Genomic DNA, 16,356 nt, shown 5'->3' with positions numbered 1-16,356 from the left:
TTGTTCAGCCAGTTCACGGGAATAGGTATAAGCTTATTGCATTGCGTGTAGCTGATGATAAGGATAAGAAAATGGCACAACGTTATGCTGCCCTGATGGGGGCGCTGGTGGCTGATGCTGCCAGCATGGGCACCCACTGGATCTATTCTCCGGAGCGTATCCGGACCCTCCAATCTCTTCCGCATTTTCCTTTTATCGAGCCGGATGCCCACCACTATGAAGGGGTAGAAGGTTACTATGCCCATGACAAGCTCACGGCAGGGGAGTTAACCATCTATGGAGAATGGCTAGCCCTCTATATCAGGTTACTGAGCGAGCCTGAGGTCGAGACCCACCGCGTGCAACAAGAAATCCTGGACTACTTCGGGCCCGGCGGCGAGTTTATCGGCTATGTCGATACCCCTACGAAAGCGCTGTTGCTGTCATTGTTCTCTTTACCGCCTGAAGATTGGCCGGAAGACTCCGGTAGCGATGATGATCAAAACCCGGCATTGTGCGCTGTGCCTGCTCTGGTCGCGTTGAAGATGCCCTCAGAGAAGTTAGAAAATGAAATAGATCGTATTGTTGGTGTAACCCATCAAAATGAACAGGCACTGGCTTGTGCCAAGGCCTTTGCCAGTGCCCTCAATGAGGCATTACGCTCACGAAGGATGGAGCCGGTACTCAATGTGCTCAAGGTCAAATGCCCTGAGCCGATCATGGAGAAAATTGAGCAGGCGAGAGGGCTTAGTGGTGATGTGAATGATCTCTCCCACGTACTTTCGATAGCCAATAGTGCCTGTCATTTAGCCGATAGCCTGCCAATGGCGGCTTGGATACTACAAAACAGTTCAAGTTATACCGAGGCGATCCTCAACAACATTGCAGTAGGCGGAGATAGTTGTGGCAGGGGGATTCTAGTTGGAGCGATTGCGGGGGCTTGTTACGGCTTCGGGGACACACAGGGGATTCCGATTTCGTGGGTGACAACATTGCAATGCGGTGAGGCGCTAGCAGAAGATATTGAGCAGTTGCTGCACAATGCAGGCGGTGCATTCTAAGCCGGGGCCCTATACGACAAACAAAAAAGCTACCCGAGAGGGTAGCTTTTTCATAGTCAAAGCAGCAATTAGCAAATAACTTTAATTGCCAGGCCACCTTGTGAAGTTTCACGGTATTTCGCGTTCATGTCTTTACCGGTTTCAAGCATCGTTTCGATAACTTTGTCCAGAGAAACACGAGGCTCAGAAGAGCGGCGAAGTGCCATACGTGAAGCGTTGATCGCTTTAACTGCTGCGATACCGTTACGCTCGATACATGGAACCTGTACCTGACCAGCTACTGGGTCACAAGTTAGGCCTAGGTTGTGTTCCATCGCGATTTCAGCTGCCATACATACTTGCTCAGGGCTACCGCCCATAAGCTCAGCAAGGCCTGCTGCAGCCATAGAACATGCCACACCAACTTCACCCTGACAGCCAACTTCAGCACCAGAGATAGACGCGTTACGCTTGTAAAGGCCACCGATTGCGCCAGAGGCTGCAAAGTAACGGGTGTATTCTTTCGGGCCAACTGGCTGGATGAACTTGTCGTAGTAAGCCAGTACTGCTGGGATGATGCCGCAAGCACCGTTAGTTGGTGCGGTAACCACACGGCCACCGGCTGCGTTTTCTTCGTTAACAGCGAAAGCGTACATGTTAACCCAGTCAACAACAGTCATTGGGTCGTTGCTTAGCTTTTCAGTTGTCATCAGCTGCTGGCGAAGCGCTGCTGCACGGCGTGGAACACGCAGTGGACCAGGCAAGATACCTTCTTCGCTCATACCGCGCTCCATACACTCACGCATGGTGCGCCAGATGTTAGCGAAGTAAGTGCTGATTTCATCTTCGGCGTTCATCGCACGCTCGTTGGCCATTACCATCGAGCTGATTGACAAGCCATTTTCCTTACACTGGTTTACTAGCTCTTCTGCCGTGGTAAACATGTAAGGGACTTTTACTGATGATTCACTTGATTTGCCGAAGTTCTCTTCATCAACGATGAAACCACCACCAATAGAGTAGTAAGTCTTGGTGTAAGCGAGTTCTTCACCAATAAAGGCGTTGATGGTCATGCCATTTTCGTGAAGAGGAAGGTTAGTGGTATGGAAGTTCATACCGCCTTCACGAGGGAAATCAACAGTGTGGCAGTGCATACCAACTGGCAGGCGCTCTGTTTCTTCAACGCGTGCGATAAAGCCTGGGATGCTGTCGATGTCAACATGCTCAGGGCTGTTACCCGCTAGACCCATAATAATTGCGATATCAGTGTGGTGACCTTTACCGGTTAGAGAAAGTGAACCATAAACATCCACGGTAATTTTAGTCACGTCACGAAGCTTGCCCATGGCACGCAGGTCATCGATGAACTCTTTACCTGCTTTCATTGGGCCGACAGTGTGCGAACTGGAAGGACCCACACCGATTTTATAGATATCAAAAACACTGATCATTGCTAATACCTCAGTCAGGGTAACTGTCTAGTTACCGTGAGACTGTATAGTTTTTATCATTCTCGCCCCTTCCTTGGCGAGATAATCAAAACAAAAGAGCAGGGGCAAACGCGTCCTGCTCTTTAGTAGCTCTATTTTACGTAATTTGAGTCAGAAGACTATGCGTTGTAGCACATTTTCTTACAAATACGCTTAGCGCTGGTGAATTATCACTATGTTGGTGATAACCCGCCTTATAGTGCACCGTAGATTACAGAAGTAATCGCTGCAATACCACATAGCGCTGTGAAAATCTGAGCAGGAGCTGAAGTTTTGTACTTAGCCATTGCCGGTACTTTCTGCATTGCAAAGATTGGCATTAGGAACAGGATAGCGGCAATCATTGGCGCGCCCATTGTTTCAATCATGCCCAGGATACTTGGGTTTACTACTGCAACAATCCAAGTTGTTACTACGATGAAGCCTAGAGAGATTTTCTCGATCTTGCTCTTTGGCATATCAGAGCGAGACTTAACAAGACCAACTAGACCTTCGTGAGCACCTAGGAAGTGGCCGAAGTAGCTAGAAGTAATCGCCGCGAATGCAACCATAGGACCCATTAGAGAGATCATTGGAGATTCGTGGATGTTTGCTAGGTAAGACAGTACAGAGATGTTCTGTGCTTGTGCATCAGCTAGCTGCTCTGGAGATAGAGAAAGTACTACAGAGAATACGAAGAACATTACAAAGCCCATCAGCATCATTGCTGCGCCACCAGTGATCATGTCAGTTTTTTGCACTGCATTTTCACCGTATACACGACGCTGTTCTTTAGAGAACTGAGAGATGATTGGGCTGTGGTTGAATGAGAACACGATGATTGGAATCGCTAGCCAGATGATTGAAGGCATTGAACCCCAGTCTGGGCTAACAGACATCATTGACGCGTTCCAGTCAGGAATCAGGTATACAGAGAGAGCTAGTAGAACGAATACTAGCGGGTAAACCATGGCTGAAGTGGCTTTCAGCATTAGTTCTTTACCGAATACAACACCAGCAGTCATCGCCATGATTAGGCCGCCAGATAGGATCCAGCGTGGAAGAGATTCCATGCCTAACTGGTTAACCATGAAAGAGTCAACAGTATTGGTAATACCTACGCCGTAGATAAGAACGATTGGGTAGATGGCGAAAAAGTAAGCAAAAGTGATGATGTTTGCGCCAGCTTTACCGAAGTGTTCTTCAACAGTATCAGTAATATCTGCGTCTGGGTTTTTCGCAGAAAGAACGAAACGAGCAAGGCTCTTGTGAGCAAACCAAGTCATTGGAAGAGCAAGCAGGGCAAGGATAACAAGAGGCCAGAAACCGCCAGCACCTGCTTTGATTGGCAGGAACAATACGCCCGCGCCAACAGCAGTACCGAATAGAGATAGTGCCCATGTTACGTCTTTATACGTCCATCCTGCTTTTGCAGCAGTATTTGCTGCGGTGCTTGTAGATGTTTGCATGATTATATATCCAAAGTTAATTACGGAACGGAAATTAGGAACGGAGCGCATTTTCGTTATTTATTGCAGGAAAACCTTGATCGAGATCTCGTTCTGTAACGGGGCGAAATTGCAATACAATTTAGTGTGACCTTGATCACGTTAGGTGGCGGGGTAAAATTAGGGAAATTATCGTGTCAGATTAGTTTTGCTCATGCCAGAGCTGATCTGATAGTACTTTGAGCATCTGGGCAGTGGCACCCCAGATTGAATACTTGCTGAATGGAACTGAATAAATATTGTGTATTTTTCCATCAAGCGTAACTTTCTGTGTCCTGATATTCATCGGGTTTAATACGTGTTCGATAGGGGCCTCGAACAATTCATCAACTTCGTTTGGGTCCAGTTCTGGCCTGTAATTAGGTGAGATAACTGATAAGTACGGTGTGACGATATAACCACTGATGGTCGGTAAGCTAGGCAGTTGTCCAATAATGCTGTCACGGTTGCATAAAATACCAGTCTCCTCATGGGTCTCACGCAGAGCAGTATCAATCAAATCAACATCTTGTGGTTCATAGCGGCCGCCAGGAAAAGAAACTTGGCCTGGATGGTGCTTTAAGTGGTCAGCTCGGCGGGTGAAAATCATACTGAAAGAGCCGTGACGCGGTACAAGGGGGATGAGTACGGCAGCAGGTTTTAAGCGATAGTCTTCGCTGATGTGTTGGCGAACACGTCGGGTATGGCTTTTATCGTAGCTAGCTTGCGGGGCTAGCATAAAGCGAGTGATGATCTGTTGCTGGCAATTCATAAACCTTCCGTGGTGTTACTGTTACGGCATACTTTTAACTATAGATGTTGAAACAGCAACTTAGCGAATTCATTTTTATCTAAGCCGTTTCATCGCTGCGGCTCCTTGCAGCGTTAGTTTGATAAGATTATCGATAATTGAAGGCCAAGCCAATAAAAATATTGGTTTGGCCTTTGCCTACCTGCAATAAAACATTTGGCTAGTTTTCAAGTACTGGGAGGATCCTGCTCAGTTTATCGAGGGTCTCCTGATACTCGCTGTCTGCCTGACTATCGGCCACAATACCACCGCCTGCCCAGACATGAAGCTTCTGATCGTTAGCAACCAAGGTGCGGATAGTGATACTGGTGTCCATTTGCCCGCAGCGGCTGATGTAGCCGATACTGCCGCAATAGGCACTGCGGCGATTTGGCTCCAGCTCTTCGATAATTTCCATTGCCCTGATCTTCGGGGCACCGGTAATGGAGCCTCCTGGGAAGCAGGCTCGAAGTAGGTCGGCTGGCGTATATTGTTCATCTAATTCGCCAGTGACGGTACTGACAAGGTGGTGAACCGCCGGGAAGCTTTCTACATCAAACAATAGCGGCACCTTTACCGAGCCCGGCTTGGCAACCCGGCCAATATCATTGCGCAGCAGGTCGACGATCATCAAGTTCTCTGAACGATCCTTCTCTGTTGAACGCAGGTCATCAGCTAAGGCTTTGTCACGTTCAGGATCGTTATCCCGTGGACGGGTACCTTTGATGGGTTTGGTTTCGATATAGCCTTCACGGTGCTGGAGGAACCTTTCCGGTGAAACCGACAGAATCGCGCTGTCGCTAGTACGCAGGAAGCCAGAGAATGGCGCCCCGTTACGTTCTTCCAACAAACGGTATGCCTGCCACTCATCACCTTGGTAGCTGGCAGAAAAACGTTGCGTCAAATTGATTTGGTAGCAGTCACCTGATAGCAAATACTGCTGGATTCGATCGAATTTGTTGCAATATTCGTCTTTATCCATGTTGGCTTGCCATGGTGATGTTAACGCAAAAGCAGCAGGGTGTTGCGAACTCGTAGCGGCAGCGCTTTGCTCTGTGACTCTGTGGCTCTGTTGCAGCCACGTTTTACGGCCACTGCCTTCAGGTGACACCAAATAAAGCTGCTTGGTTTGATGGTCGGCAATTAATGCCCAGTCATAAATGCCAACGGCCATGTCTGCGGTCGCAATATCATGCTTGGCTGTGCTGGCGATTTTTTCGACCCTACGGCCAAGGTCATAGCTGAACAACCCGACAGCACCGCCGATAAAAGGCACATCTTTCAAAGGGCTTGTCGAAGGAACCAACTGTTCTTGCAGCGACTGGATCAGAGCGAACGGGTCATCACTGCTCGTCTTTTCATCACCATTTGAAAATTTAATATGCGTTGTTTCACCATATGTCTCTAAAGTGGCTAAAGGATCAGCAACTAAAATGTCGAAGCGATTATCTGGGTGATCCGAAGCCGCCGAGCGTAATATCATAGCCCAAGGCTGGCCCGCAAACGATTCAAACCACGTTAGCGAGGCGTCTTTGTGGTAGTCGAGTTGTTCGATACTCAGTTCTGGATGTGATTTACAAATCATTTTCTTTTTTGTGACAGGTGTACGTTTGCCGCATGGCGCGAATTTATCCGCAAGAGTATCATAAACACAGAATTTAATCCGACGCCCAAGGACGTCCTGAGAGCATTATTTTTAGCTGGTAGCACTGAAATAGGCTTGATGGAGAAATGCCATGAGGATCATGGCCGCGTGGTTGCATTTTTCTACTGAGAATGTGAATCACACCCTACACTGGAAGCATAAAAATCGGGCGCCAGGGAATGATAAAAAATCAACGAGGGCAGATATGACCGTCATCCGTAAACAAGATGTAATTAGTAGTGTGGCCGATGCGCTGCAGTACATTTCTTACTACCATCCGCTCGACTTTGTCCAGGCTTTGGAAAAAGCTTACGACAAAGAGCAGAGCCAGGCTGCAAAAGACGCAATTGCTCAGATCCTGATCAACTCGCGTATGTCAGCTGAAGGTCGCCGCCCAATCTGTCAGGATACCGGCATCGTGACCTGCTTCGTCAAGATTGGCATGAACGTACAGTGGGATAGTGATCTGACTGTACAGGAAATGATTGATGAAGGTGTACGCCAGGCTTATACCAACCCGGACAACCCGCTACGAGCCTCTGTCGTAGCAGACCCTGCCGGTAGCCGTAAAAATACCAAGGACAATGCCCCCGCTGTTGTCCATATTGATATGGTACCTGGCGACAAAGTTGAAATTCAGGTTGCGGCCAAAGGCGGCGGCTCTGAGAACAAGACTAAAATGGTCATGCTTAACCCATCTGATGATGTCGCAGAGTGGGTTGAAAAAACCGTACCTCTGATGGGCGCGGGTTGGTGTCCACCGGGTATGCTGGGTATTGGTATCGGCGGTACTGCTGAGAAAGCGGCGGTATTGGCGAAAGAATCCCTGATGGAATCAATCGATATCCATGAGCTGCAGGAACGCGGTGCACAAAACGCCGAAGAAGAACTGCGCCTAGATATCTACAACCGTGTCAACAAACTGGGTATCGGTGCACAGGGCCTTGGCGGCCTGACAACTGTGCTTGATGTGAAAATCAAAACCGCTCCGACGCACGCAGCTTCCAAGCCTGTTTGCATGATCCCTAACTGTGCGGCAACCCGTCACGTGCACTTTACCCTAGATGGCACAGGCCCAGCTGATCTTCAGCCACCAAAACTGGAAGATTGGCCGGAAGTGACTTGGGAAGTGGGTGACAACGTTCGCCGAGTCAACTTGGATGAAGTGACCAAAGAAGACGTTCAGCAATGGCGCTCTGGTGAAACCGTCCTGCTATCAGGAAAAATCCTGACGGGCCGTGATGCGGCGCACAAGCGTATCCAAGACATGCTGGCGAAAGGCGAAGACTTCCCGGTTGACTTCAAAAACCGCTTTATTTACTACGTCGGCCCTGTTGATGCGGTTGGTGATGAAGTGGTTGGCCCTGCAGGCCCGACGACCTCAACCCGTATGGATAAGTTCACCGACATGATGCTTGAGCAGGCTGGCCTGACTGGCATGATCGGTAAAGCGGAGCGTGGTCCTGCAGCGATTGAGTCAATCAAACAGCACAAAGCTGTATACCTAATGGCGGTTGGCGGTGCAGCATACCTAGTCGCAAAAGCTATCAAACAGGCACGTGTCGTCGCGTTTGAAGACCTAGGTATGGAAGCTATCTACGAGTTTGAAGTCGAAGATATGCCTGTTACGGTTGCGGTAGATGCCGAAGGTGTCAACGCCCACCAGACTGGCCCGGATACTTGGAAAGTGAAAATCGCTGAGCTTGAAGGCTAATAGATAGCCTAACAGGCTTACAAGCGGGAATTTATCAATGTGAAAGGAGCCGTCAGGCTCCTTTTTTATTGCCTGTAGATTGGGTTAGGTATCAGACCGCTTATTGAGTCATATAAAAATAGCTAAATTCACATCAAAAATTCACTCAATCGGAGAGATTGAGATTTCTTCATCTGATTATTGCTGACTTCTCCTGATTTCCTGCTGTGTCCTATCGTTGTACCTTACCTGCTCTGCTAACGTCAGTGCTTTTCTTAATAACCTGTTTTTTGTTGTTTTTCTGAGCTTTGTTTAATTAATGTAGCGACATGTGGACTATAGTATTAACAAGCATTTTGGTGTTATGCGGTATCGCTCCGTGCGATTAGCGCCATAAATAAATACAACAATAATGAAGAATTACAGAGGATCTTATGGGACGCGTGATGTGGGCCCCGGCCTTGTTAGCATTATTGGTACAAGGATGCGGGGATAAAGAGGTTGTCATTCCTGAACCCGACTCCCGACCAGTGAAACTTGAAGCGGTATCGGTTGGCGAAAATGAAAGTTTCCGAACCTTTCCTGCGGTTGTTGAGGCCGGTGATAAAGCGGTACTGGCTTTCAGGGTCTCTGGGCAGTTAGATAAGGTAAACAGTAACCCGGGCGACATTGTCAAACGGGGACAAGTACTTGCTCATTTGAATACAGATGAACTCAGCCTCTTGCTTGAACAGGCAAAAGCCGACTATGAACTGTCCTATGTCCAATACAAGCGTGACAAGGAACTGCTTAAAACCAATGTGGTGTCTGAGCTCGATTTCGACCGCTCTGAAGCTGAACTTAACCAGGCCAAAGCTGATCTCGACAAAGCCCAAGCAAACCTCAGTTATGCCAGTTTAGTTGCCCCCTATGATGGTACGCTTTCGCTGTCACTCGTGGAAAACTATGAATATGTCGCGGCAAAGCAACCTGTGATGCACATTCAAAGTGCAGGGGTTATTAACGTGACTTTTCAGCTGCCTGATCAACTCCTTGCCCGTTTTCAGCACCAAGCCAATGTCGAGCGGGATCCTACCGTGAGCTTCGACACGATTCCCGGACAGACATTCTCTGCTGAGTTTAAGGAAATCGATACCGAAGCAGATGAAAAAACCTCGAGTTACAAAGTGACCCTGTTTATGGAACGCCCAGAGGGCTTCAATTTGTTGCCAGGCATGGCAGGGCACGTCCGGGTTGCTATTCCCCAAACATCAAGTGGTTCAATACCATCCCGTGCGATTTTAACTGAGGGTGATACGACTTTTGTTTGGCGTGTCGATGAGCAGGGGATTGTCAGTAAGGTTCCCGTTCAGCTCGATGAGCGACGCAGAGTCCTTAACGGCTTGAACGACGGCGATTTGATTGCCACCTCAGGTGTCCAAGAGTTACAAGAAGGACAAAAAGTGCGTAAGTGGGTAAAAGAGCGGGGGCTGTAGGATGAAGAAGTTAACGCTAATCCCTTGGATACTGGCTGGAACCATAGTGCTAGTTGGTTGCGATAAAGCGGCTATAGAGCCTCGTACCGTGGTTGCTCCTGTTTCGGTCACTGAGGTAAGAATGGCTGAATCAGCACCTCAGCTGACTTTTCCTGCCGTGGCGGCAGCGGCTGATAAATCAAGCTTGTCTTTCCGGGTGCAGGGGGAAGTCAGTTTTATTGCTGTTCGCCCTGGTGATCAGGTGAAAAAAGGTCAGCTTTTGGCTCGCCTTGACCCGACAGACTATAAACTTGAGGTGGATGATGCGCAGGCCAAATTCAATGTCGCCGACAGCCAATATCGCCGTTCGGCGAAATTGGTCAAACAAGGCTTTTTACCACAGTCGCAATTTGATGAGTTGAAAGCTGAACGCCGAATTGCAAAGGCCCGCTTGGACTACGCCAAGCTCAATTTAACCTTCACGGAATTAAAAGCACCATTCTCTGGGGTAGTTTCCCGGGTTCCGGTTGAACAGTTTGAAAATGTTCAGGTTGGCCAATTAGTGATGAACCTCCACCTTGCCGATCAGGTCGATATCATTATCCAAGCACCCGATATGATTTATTCGCAGAGTACTGCGGTAGAAGTGCAGGAATCCCAGCCGGGTGCGACCATTTTGCTCGAAGATGGCACGGAGTATAAAGCTAACCTCAAGGAGTTCACCACCGAGCCTGATCCTGATTTGGGCTCTTTCCTCGTAACCCTAACCATGCCGATGCCAACAGATCGTTTTATCCTTGATGGGATGGCCGTTGAGGTCAAAGCCGACGCCCAGAAACTCAAGGTTTATCGCCGGGGAGAGCCGGTGATCCCGCTCGAAGCCATTTTCAATGAAGACGGCGATGATTTGGCAATGGACAATAAATTTGTCTGGATCGTCAACGATGACAATACCGTGAGTAAGCGCAAAGTCGTCACTGATAAAGTGGTGCCTGAAGGCGTCAGGCTATTAGAGGGACTGGAAGCGGGGGAACACATTGTTGTCGAAGGGGCAAATAGATTACGTGAAGGCCAGTCGGTCACCATAGTGGATAAGGAGGCGGGCTGATTATGAAGCAGGATATCGCAAGCTATTTTATTCGGAACAAAGTAATAAGCTGGATGCTGACTCTGATTTTCTTGATTGGCGGTACCATGGCCTTCTTTGGCCTTGGCCGTTTGGAAGACCCGGCATTTACTATCAAAGATGCGATGGTGGTCACCGCTTATCCCGGTGCAACGCCGCTTCAGGTTGAAGAAGAGGTGACGTACCCGATAGAAAAAGAAATACAGCAATTGATCTATGTTGATGAGGTCAACTCGGTGTCTAGCCGTGGGCTATCCCAAATCACCGTGACCATGAAGAATAACTATGGGCCGGATGATCTTCCGCAGATCTGGGATGAAATGCGCCGCAAGGTGAACGATCTCAAGCCATCCTTACCACCAGGCGTACAGGAACCGTCAGTTATCGATGACTTTGGTGATGTGTTTGGTATTCTGCTGGCGGTGACTGGCCAAGGTTATAGCTATAAGGAGCTTAGCGACTACGTTGATTACCTGCGCCGTGAAATAGAGTTAGTTGAAGGGGTCGGTAAGGTATCGGTTACTGGTACTCAGCAAGAGCAGGTTTTTATTGAAATCTCATTGCAGCGCTTAAGCAACTTAGGCATTTCACCACAAACCATCTACAGCACATTGGAGACCCAGAATCTGGTAACCAGCGCAGGTGCAGTAAGGATAGGCAGCGAATATATCCGGGTCCACCCGACAGGGGAGTTCCAAAATGTCGATGAACTGGGTGACCTGATCATTACAGAGAGCGGTGCTGAAGGACTGATTTACCTAAAAGATGTAGCGGAAATCAAGCGTGACTTTCAGGAAGTGCCAAGTAACCTGATCAGCTATAACGGCCAGCAGGCATTGCATGTCGGGATTTCTGCGATTGAAGGGGTCAACGTTGTCGATGTCGGTAAGCGTGTGGAAACTCGCTTGCGTGAACTTAAAGAGCAGCAACCTGTTGGTATTGATATTGGCGTGGTATACAGCCAACCAACAGAGGTAGATAAATCGGTCAGCGGCTTTATCATCAGTCTTGGCCAAGCCGTTGCGATTGTAATTGTCGTCTTGCTGTTCTTCATGGGGCTTCGATCTGGTTTATTGATCGGCCTGATCCTGCTGCTTACCGTACTGGGCACCTTCGTCTTTATGAGTTGGCTTGCCATAGACTTGCAACGGATCTCACTCGGTGCCTTGGTTATCGCCCTTGGTATGCTGGTGGATAACGCGATAGTGGTGGTCGAAGGGGTGCTGATAGGGATGCAGAAGGGGCGAACCCGGATGCAAGCGGCTTCAGATATTGTGACCCAAACCAAGTGGCCATTGCTCGGGGCGACGGTGATTGCTGTTATGGCATTCGCACCGATTGGCCTGTCTCAGGACTCGACCGGTGAGTATTGTCGTACCCTGTTTACTGTGTTGTTGATCTCACTGATGCTCAGTTGGTTTACTGCGATCTCTCTAACACCGTTCTTCAGTGATTTGTTCTTTAAAAGTGTCAAAACTGGTGATGCCGATCCAGATGCAGACCCGTATGCTGGCAAGATTTTCGTTTGGTACAAAGCATTCCTTGAGTTCTGTATGCGCCGTGCTTGGCTGACAGTGATTGTGCTGGTGGCAATGTTGGGGGCAAGCCTATATGGATTTACCTTGCTTAAGCAATCTTTCTTCCCATCATCGACCACGCCAATGTTCATGGTAGATGTCTGGTTACCTGAAGGAACGGATATCCGGGCAACGGATGCTACATTGGAAGAGCTGGAGGGCATTATTGCGCAAGATGAGCGGGTTGAATACATCAGTACCAGTGCCGGTAAAGGCTCACAGCGTTTCATGTTGACCTATACCCCGGAGAAAAGTTACTCCTCCTATGGTGAGTTGGTGATCCGGGTTAAGAGCTTTGAGGATGTACTACCTGTTATGGGGATGATTGGAGAGACCCTGGACACCAATCACCCGGAGCTTGAGTACAAGCTGAAACAAATTATGCTTGGTCCATCGTCGGGCTCGAAAATTGAAGCCCGTTTAGTCGGCCCAGATCCAACGGTTCTTCGAACGCTTGCTAAGCAGGTCGTGGATATCATGAATGCCGATCCGGGTGCCTTCAATATCCGCCACGACTGGCGTGAACGGAATAAGGTGATTGAGCCGGTCTTCAATGAGAGCCAGGCCCGCCGTTACGGTATTACCAAGAAAGACGTCGATGACTTATTGCAGATGTCATTCTCTGGCTTAACGGTTGGGGTTTATAGAGATGGTACCAACCTGATGCCGATTGTTGCCCGCTTGCCTGATGAAGAGCGCGTCGATATCAGTACTATCGAAGGGATGAAGATTTGGAGTCCGGCAATACAGGGCTATATTCCGTTGCAGCAGGTGATCAACGGCGTCAATGTCATTTGGGAAGATCCGTTGATTGCCAGGAAAGACCGTAAGCGGATGCTGACCGTGATGGCAGACCCAGACCCATTGGGTGATGAAACAGCCGCGACCGTGCAGGCACGGATCCAACCGCTTATCGAAGGGCTGGATTATCCGCCGGGCTATTCGCTGGAGTGGGGGGGTGAGTATGAGTCGTCGGCAGATGCTAAAGCCTCTCTGTTCCAGACCATGCCGATGGGTTATTTGGTGATGTTCCTAATCACTATCTTCCTGTTCAACAAAGTGAAGGAAGCCTTGATAGTTTGGGCCACCGTGCCGTTGGCCGTTATTGGGGTAACCACCGGGCTATTGCTACTCAACACCCCATTTGGCTTTATGGCATTGCTAGGTTTCCTCAGTTTGTCAGGCATGCTGGTGAAAAACGGTATTGTATTGCTCGATCAAATAGAGATCGAAATTGCCAGTGGTAAGGAGAAGTATCAGGCTGTGGTTGATGCGGCGGTGAGTCGTGTGAGGCCCGTTTGTATGGCAGCAATCACCACCGTGCTGGGTATGGTGCCGCTGCTACCCGATGTGTTCTTCAAGCCGATGGCGGTAACCATCATGTTTGGTTTGGGCTTTGCGACGGTACTAACCCTGATTGTAGTGCCTGTACTATATCGCTTGTTCCACAATGTGGCACTGCCAGGCAGTAGTCCTGTGGCATCGCCGGAACCCGTACATAGCTAGTAACTCGCCGAGATAAAGTAAAGGGGCGCCATATGCGCCCCTTTCTTATTGTCTTGAGATACTGTGACAGGTTTTAAGCTGTGACTTTCCAGGTCATCTCTTCACCAGCACGGATTGGCACAACAACATCGTTACCGAAGGCCATAGTCTCTGGTACTGCCCAGTTTTCTTTGGTCAGGGTGATGGTATCTGCGTTGCGTGGCAAACCGTAGAAGTCTGGGCCATTGAAGCTTGCAAAAGCTTCAAGTTTGTCCAGTGCATCCGCTTGTTCGAACACTTCAGCGTATAGCTCGATGGCTGCGTGTGCAGTGTAAGAACCAGCACAACCACAAGCAGATTCTTTGCGGCCTTGCGCGTGAGGGGCAGAGTCAGTGCCTAGGAAGAACTTAGGGCTACCGCTTGTTGCTGCTGCAACCAGTGCTGCCTGATGAGTATTGCGCTTAAGAATAGGCAGGCAGTAGAAGTGAGGGCGGATTCCGCCTACTAGCATGTGGTTACGGTTGAACATCAGGTGGTGGGCCGTGATGGTTGCCGCGACATTTGGGCCTGCGTTGTTAACAAACTCTACCGCATCTTTAGTGGTGATATGCTCAACCACGATTTTCAGGTTTGGCATCTTCTCAACGATAGGGCCAAGCACTGTATCAAGGAACTGTTTCTCACGGTCGAAGATATCGACTTCGTGGGTTGTAACTTCACCGTGAATAAGCAGCAGCATACCGACTTCCTGCATCGCTTCCAACGTCGGGATCAGTTTGTCGATTGAAGTGACACCTGAATCAGAGTTGGTAGTCGCACCGGCTGGGTAAAGCTTGGCAGCATAGATATGGCCAGTCGCTTTTGCTTTGCGGATTTCGTCAGGAGTGGTGTTGTCGGTGAGGTAAAGCGTCATTAGAGGAGAGAAATTGCCTTGAGGCTTTTCGGCAAGGATACGGTCACGGTAAGCAAGGGCTGCTTCAGTATCGGTTACCGGCGGGACCAAGTTTGGCATGATGATGGCTCGACCCATGTAGCGGCTGGTATCGCGAACAGTGTCATTGAGCACTTCGCCATCTCGCAAGTGCAAGTGCCAGTCATCAGGACGTGTAATCGTAATAGTCGTCATTGTTGCTTCCCTCCCAAAAAAAATCGACCGATTCTAAAACCTCAATCGGTGCTTGTAAAGCGGCATGTTCAAACTATTGAATTTATTGATGCAGATTGGAGCAAACGATTGCTTGTTTGGGTGATAAAACGGTGGTTTGCAATATTTCGAACCGCCGATATAACAAAAAGCCAGCTAAGAAAGCTGGCTTTGGGGAAGGGGTGAAATCACTTTCTCGACTATAGCTTGAAGCGGTGCACCAAATCGTTTTGCTGGTGGGCAAGTTGATCGAGCTTGCTGCTGGCTTCGGCGACTTCTTCCATAGAGCGGTAGTTTGAGTCGGCAATGTGGCTGATATCTTCCAGCGAGCGGGCGATGGAACCGGTAGTACTACGCTGCTCTTGTGCCGCTTGTGCGATCTGGGCACTCATCTGGCTAATTTCGAGGATAGTCGCCTGGATTTCTTCCATTGCGCTGTTGGCGTCTGAGGCTTGGCTAATGCTGTTGTCCATTTCGCTGACGCAACTTTGCATCACTTCAACCGCTAGGCCGGAACTCGACTGCAGGCGCTGGATCATCTGTTCTATTTCGGCTGTAGAGTCTGTGGTCCGTTGGGCGAGCACCCTTACCTCATCGGCTACAACGGCAAAGCCACGGCCTTGGTCGCCGGCACGGGCAGCCTCAATGGCGGCATTCAGTGCCAGTAGGTTGGTCTGGTCGGCGATATTCCTGATCACATCCAAGATTGAGCCGATATTGCTGCTCATTTGTTGTAAATCAGACACCGCATGGACAGATTTATCCAACCGGGAAGAGAGTTGGTGGGCAGTGTTGATGTTGCGGCTCATTACCTCGCGGCCTGTGGTTGAGGCCTTTTCAACGTCATGCACGCGCTCCATGGTACTTTGCGCACTGTGTGAGACATCGGTCACTGACTGCTCCATTTCTGTCATGGCGGTAGCAACGGAAGCGGTTTGCTGCCGTTGCTCATGCAGACGGTTCTTCGCTTCTGTTGTCGTTGTCTGGTTCTCTTCGGCAACCGAGGTGAGATCGCTGGAAGCTTGGCTTAGCCTGCTGAGGATTTCCTGCAGGTTATCAGCCAAGGTATTGATGTAGTTACCCAGCTTGCTGAATTCCACAAACTGGTTAACTTGGCTACGTTTTGTCATGTCACCCTTTGCTAAGGCTTCGAGTGTTACCAGGGTGGCTTTCAACGGTTTACGAACACTTTGGGCAATGTACCAACCGATGAACAGGGCGAATAGGGTGGTACCAACGCCGAGGATCGTAGCATTGCGATACCCTTGGCTGTAGGTGCTGTCGGCATTGTTGATTGCGGTTTGCATCTGGGTATTAGCTTGGTCACTGAAGCTACCGAGCAGGTCCATGGCCTGGTCTATTTCGTTGGCCAAGATGGCAATGTTGTCATAGAGGCGGTTGCGTGCTTCGATATATTTGAAGTGGTCATCCAGTACGCCGCCTGATTGGCCAATATCAATGGTGTAC

At 49.2% G+C, this 16,356-nt stretch carries 11 protein-coding genes; 5 read left to right on the top strand and 6 right to left on the bottom strand.

What is annotated here, in order from left to right; translation table 11 throughout:
- On the top strand, positions 1-1,040 hold a 1,040-nt coding region (locus BIZ37_RS25025), incomplete at its 5' end, for an ADP-ribosylglycohydrolase family protein (RefSeq protein WP_255526895.1).
- Between the two features lie 68 nt (positions 1,041-1,108).
- Here BIZ37_RS25025 and BIZ37_RS25020 read toward each other — a convergent pair.
- From BIZ37_RS25020 to pabB, 4 genes are all read right to left on the bottom strand, one after another.
- Entirely contained in the window at positions 1,109-2,470 is a 1,362-nt protein-coding gene (locus BIZ37_RS25020; protein ID WP_107297469.1) for an L-serine ammonia-lyase, read from the bottom strand.
- Between the two features lie 233 nt (positions 2,471-2,703).
- Complete coding sequence (locus BIZ37_RS25015) at positions 2,704-3,957, bottom strand: aromatic amino acid transport family protein (protein WP_187463826.1); 1,254 nt, start codon at positions 3,955-3,957, stop codon at positions 2,704-2,706.
- Between the two features lie 181 nt (positions 3,958-4,138).
- Positions 4,139-4,747 (bottom strand): CoA pyrophosphatase, encoded by a 609-nt coding sequence (locus BIZ37_RS25010; RefSeq protein ID WP_187463825.1) that lies wholly within the window; start codon positions 4,745-4,747, stop codon positions 4,139-4,141.
- 199 nt (positions 4,748-4,946) lie between these two features.
- Positions 4,947-6,350: an aminodeoxychorismate synthase component I gene (gene pabB / locus BIZ37_RS25005; RefSeq protein ID WP_187463824.1), complete on the bottom strand. Its 1,404-nt coding sequence runs from the start codon at positions 6,348-6,350 to the stop codon at positions 4,947-4,949.
- Positions 6,351-6,615: 265 nt separating this feature from the next.
- Between pabB and BIZ37_RS25000 the strand changes: the two genes are divergently transcribed.
- The 4 genes from BIZ37_RS25000 (at position 6,616) to BIZ37_RS24985 (ending at position 13,766) form a co-directional block, all read left to right on the top strand.
- Complete coding sequence (locus BIZ37_RS25000; RefSeq protein ID WP_107297935.1) at positions 6,616-8,124, top strand: fumarate hydratase; 1,509 nt, start codon at positions 6,616-6,618, stop codon at positions 8,122-8,124.
- Between the two features lie 413 nt (positions 8,125-8,537).
- Positions 8,538-9,578 carry an efflux RND transporter periplasmic adaptor subunit gene (locus tag BIZ37_RS24995; RefSeq protein ID WP_187463823.1) on the top strand — a complete coding sequence of 347 codons (1,041 nt, stop codon included), beginning with the start codon at positions 8,538-8,540 and terminating at the stop codon, positions 9,576-9,578.
- A gap of 1 nt (position 9,579) precedes the next feature.
- Positions 9,580-10,665, top strand: a complete 1,086-nt coding sequence (locus tag BIZ37_RS24990) for an efflux RND transporter periplasmic adaptor subunit (RefSeq protein ID WP_187463822.1) — start codon at positions 9,580-9,582, stop codon at positions 10,663-10,665.
- Positions 10,666-10,667: 2 nt separating this feature from the next.
- The gene (locus BIZ37_RS24985) at positions 10,668-13,766 is read left to right on the top strand and encodes an efflux RND transporter permease subunit (RefSeq protein ID WP_187463821.1); all 3,099 of its coding nucleotides are present in this window, start codon (positions 10,668-10,670) and stop codon (positions 13,764-13,766) included.
- Positions 13,767-13,839: 73 nt separating this feature from the next.
- On the opposite strand, the gene pyrC is transcribed toward BIZ37_RS24985, so the two are convergent.
- Entirely contained in the window at positions 13,840-14,871 is a 1,032-nt protein-coding gene (pyrC, locus tag BIZ37_RS24980; protein WP_187463820.1) for a dihydroorotase, read from the bottom strand.
- Positions 14,872-15,089: 218 nt separating this feature from the next.
- The coding region (locus BIZ37_RS24975) for a methyl-accepting chemotaxis protein (RefSeq protein ID WP_187463819.1) at positions 15,090-16,356 on the bottom strand (1,267 nt) is incomplete at its 5' end.

Source organism: Photobacterium sp. BZF1 (assembly GCF_014349205.1).
In the GTDB taxonomy this organism is placed as follows: Bacteria; Pseudomonadota; Gammaproteobacteria; order Enterobacterales; family Vibrionaceae; genus Photobacterium.
This window is presented reverse-complemented; position numbering and strand designations above follow the sequence as displayed.

Bases quoted from the DNA above. Each gene is read 5' to 3' on its own strand.
- BIZ37_RS25020 (WP_107297469.1), bottom strand. From the start codon at position 2,470: ATGATCAGTGTTTTTGATATCTATAAAATCGGTGTGGGTCCTTCCAGT.
- BIZ37_RS25015 (WP_187463826.1), bottom strand. From the start codon at position 3,957: ATGCAAACATCTACAAGCACCGCAGCAAATACTGCTGCAAAAGCAGGA.
- BIZ37_RS25010 (WP_187463825.1), bottom strand. From the start codon at position 4,747: ATGAATTGCCAGCAACAGATCATCACTCGCTTTATGCTAGCCCCGCAA.
- pabB (WP_187463824.1), bottom strand. From the start codon at position 6,350: ATGATTTGTAAATCACATCCAGAACTGAGTATCGAACAACTCGACTAC.
- BIZ37_RS25000 (WP_107297935.1), top strand. From the start codon at position 6,616: ATGACCGTCATCCGTAAACAAGATGTAATTAGTAGTGTGGCCGATGCG.
- BIZ37_RS24995 (WP_187463823.1), top strand. From the start codon at position 8,538: ATGGGACGCGTGATGTGGGCCCCGGCCTTGTTAGCATTATTGGTACAA.
- BIZ37_RS24990 (WP_187463822.1), top strand. From the start codon at position 9,580: ATGAAGAAGTTAACGCTAATCCCTTGGATACTGGCTGGAACCATAGTG.
- BIZ37_RS24985 (WP_187463821.1), top strand. From the start codon at position 10,668: ATGAAGCAGGATATCGCAAGCTATTTTATTCGGAACAAAGTAATAAGC.
- pyrC (WP_187463820.1), bottom strand. From the start codon at position 14,871: ATGACGACTATTACGATTACACGTCCTGATGACTGGCACTTGCACTTG.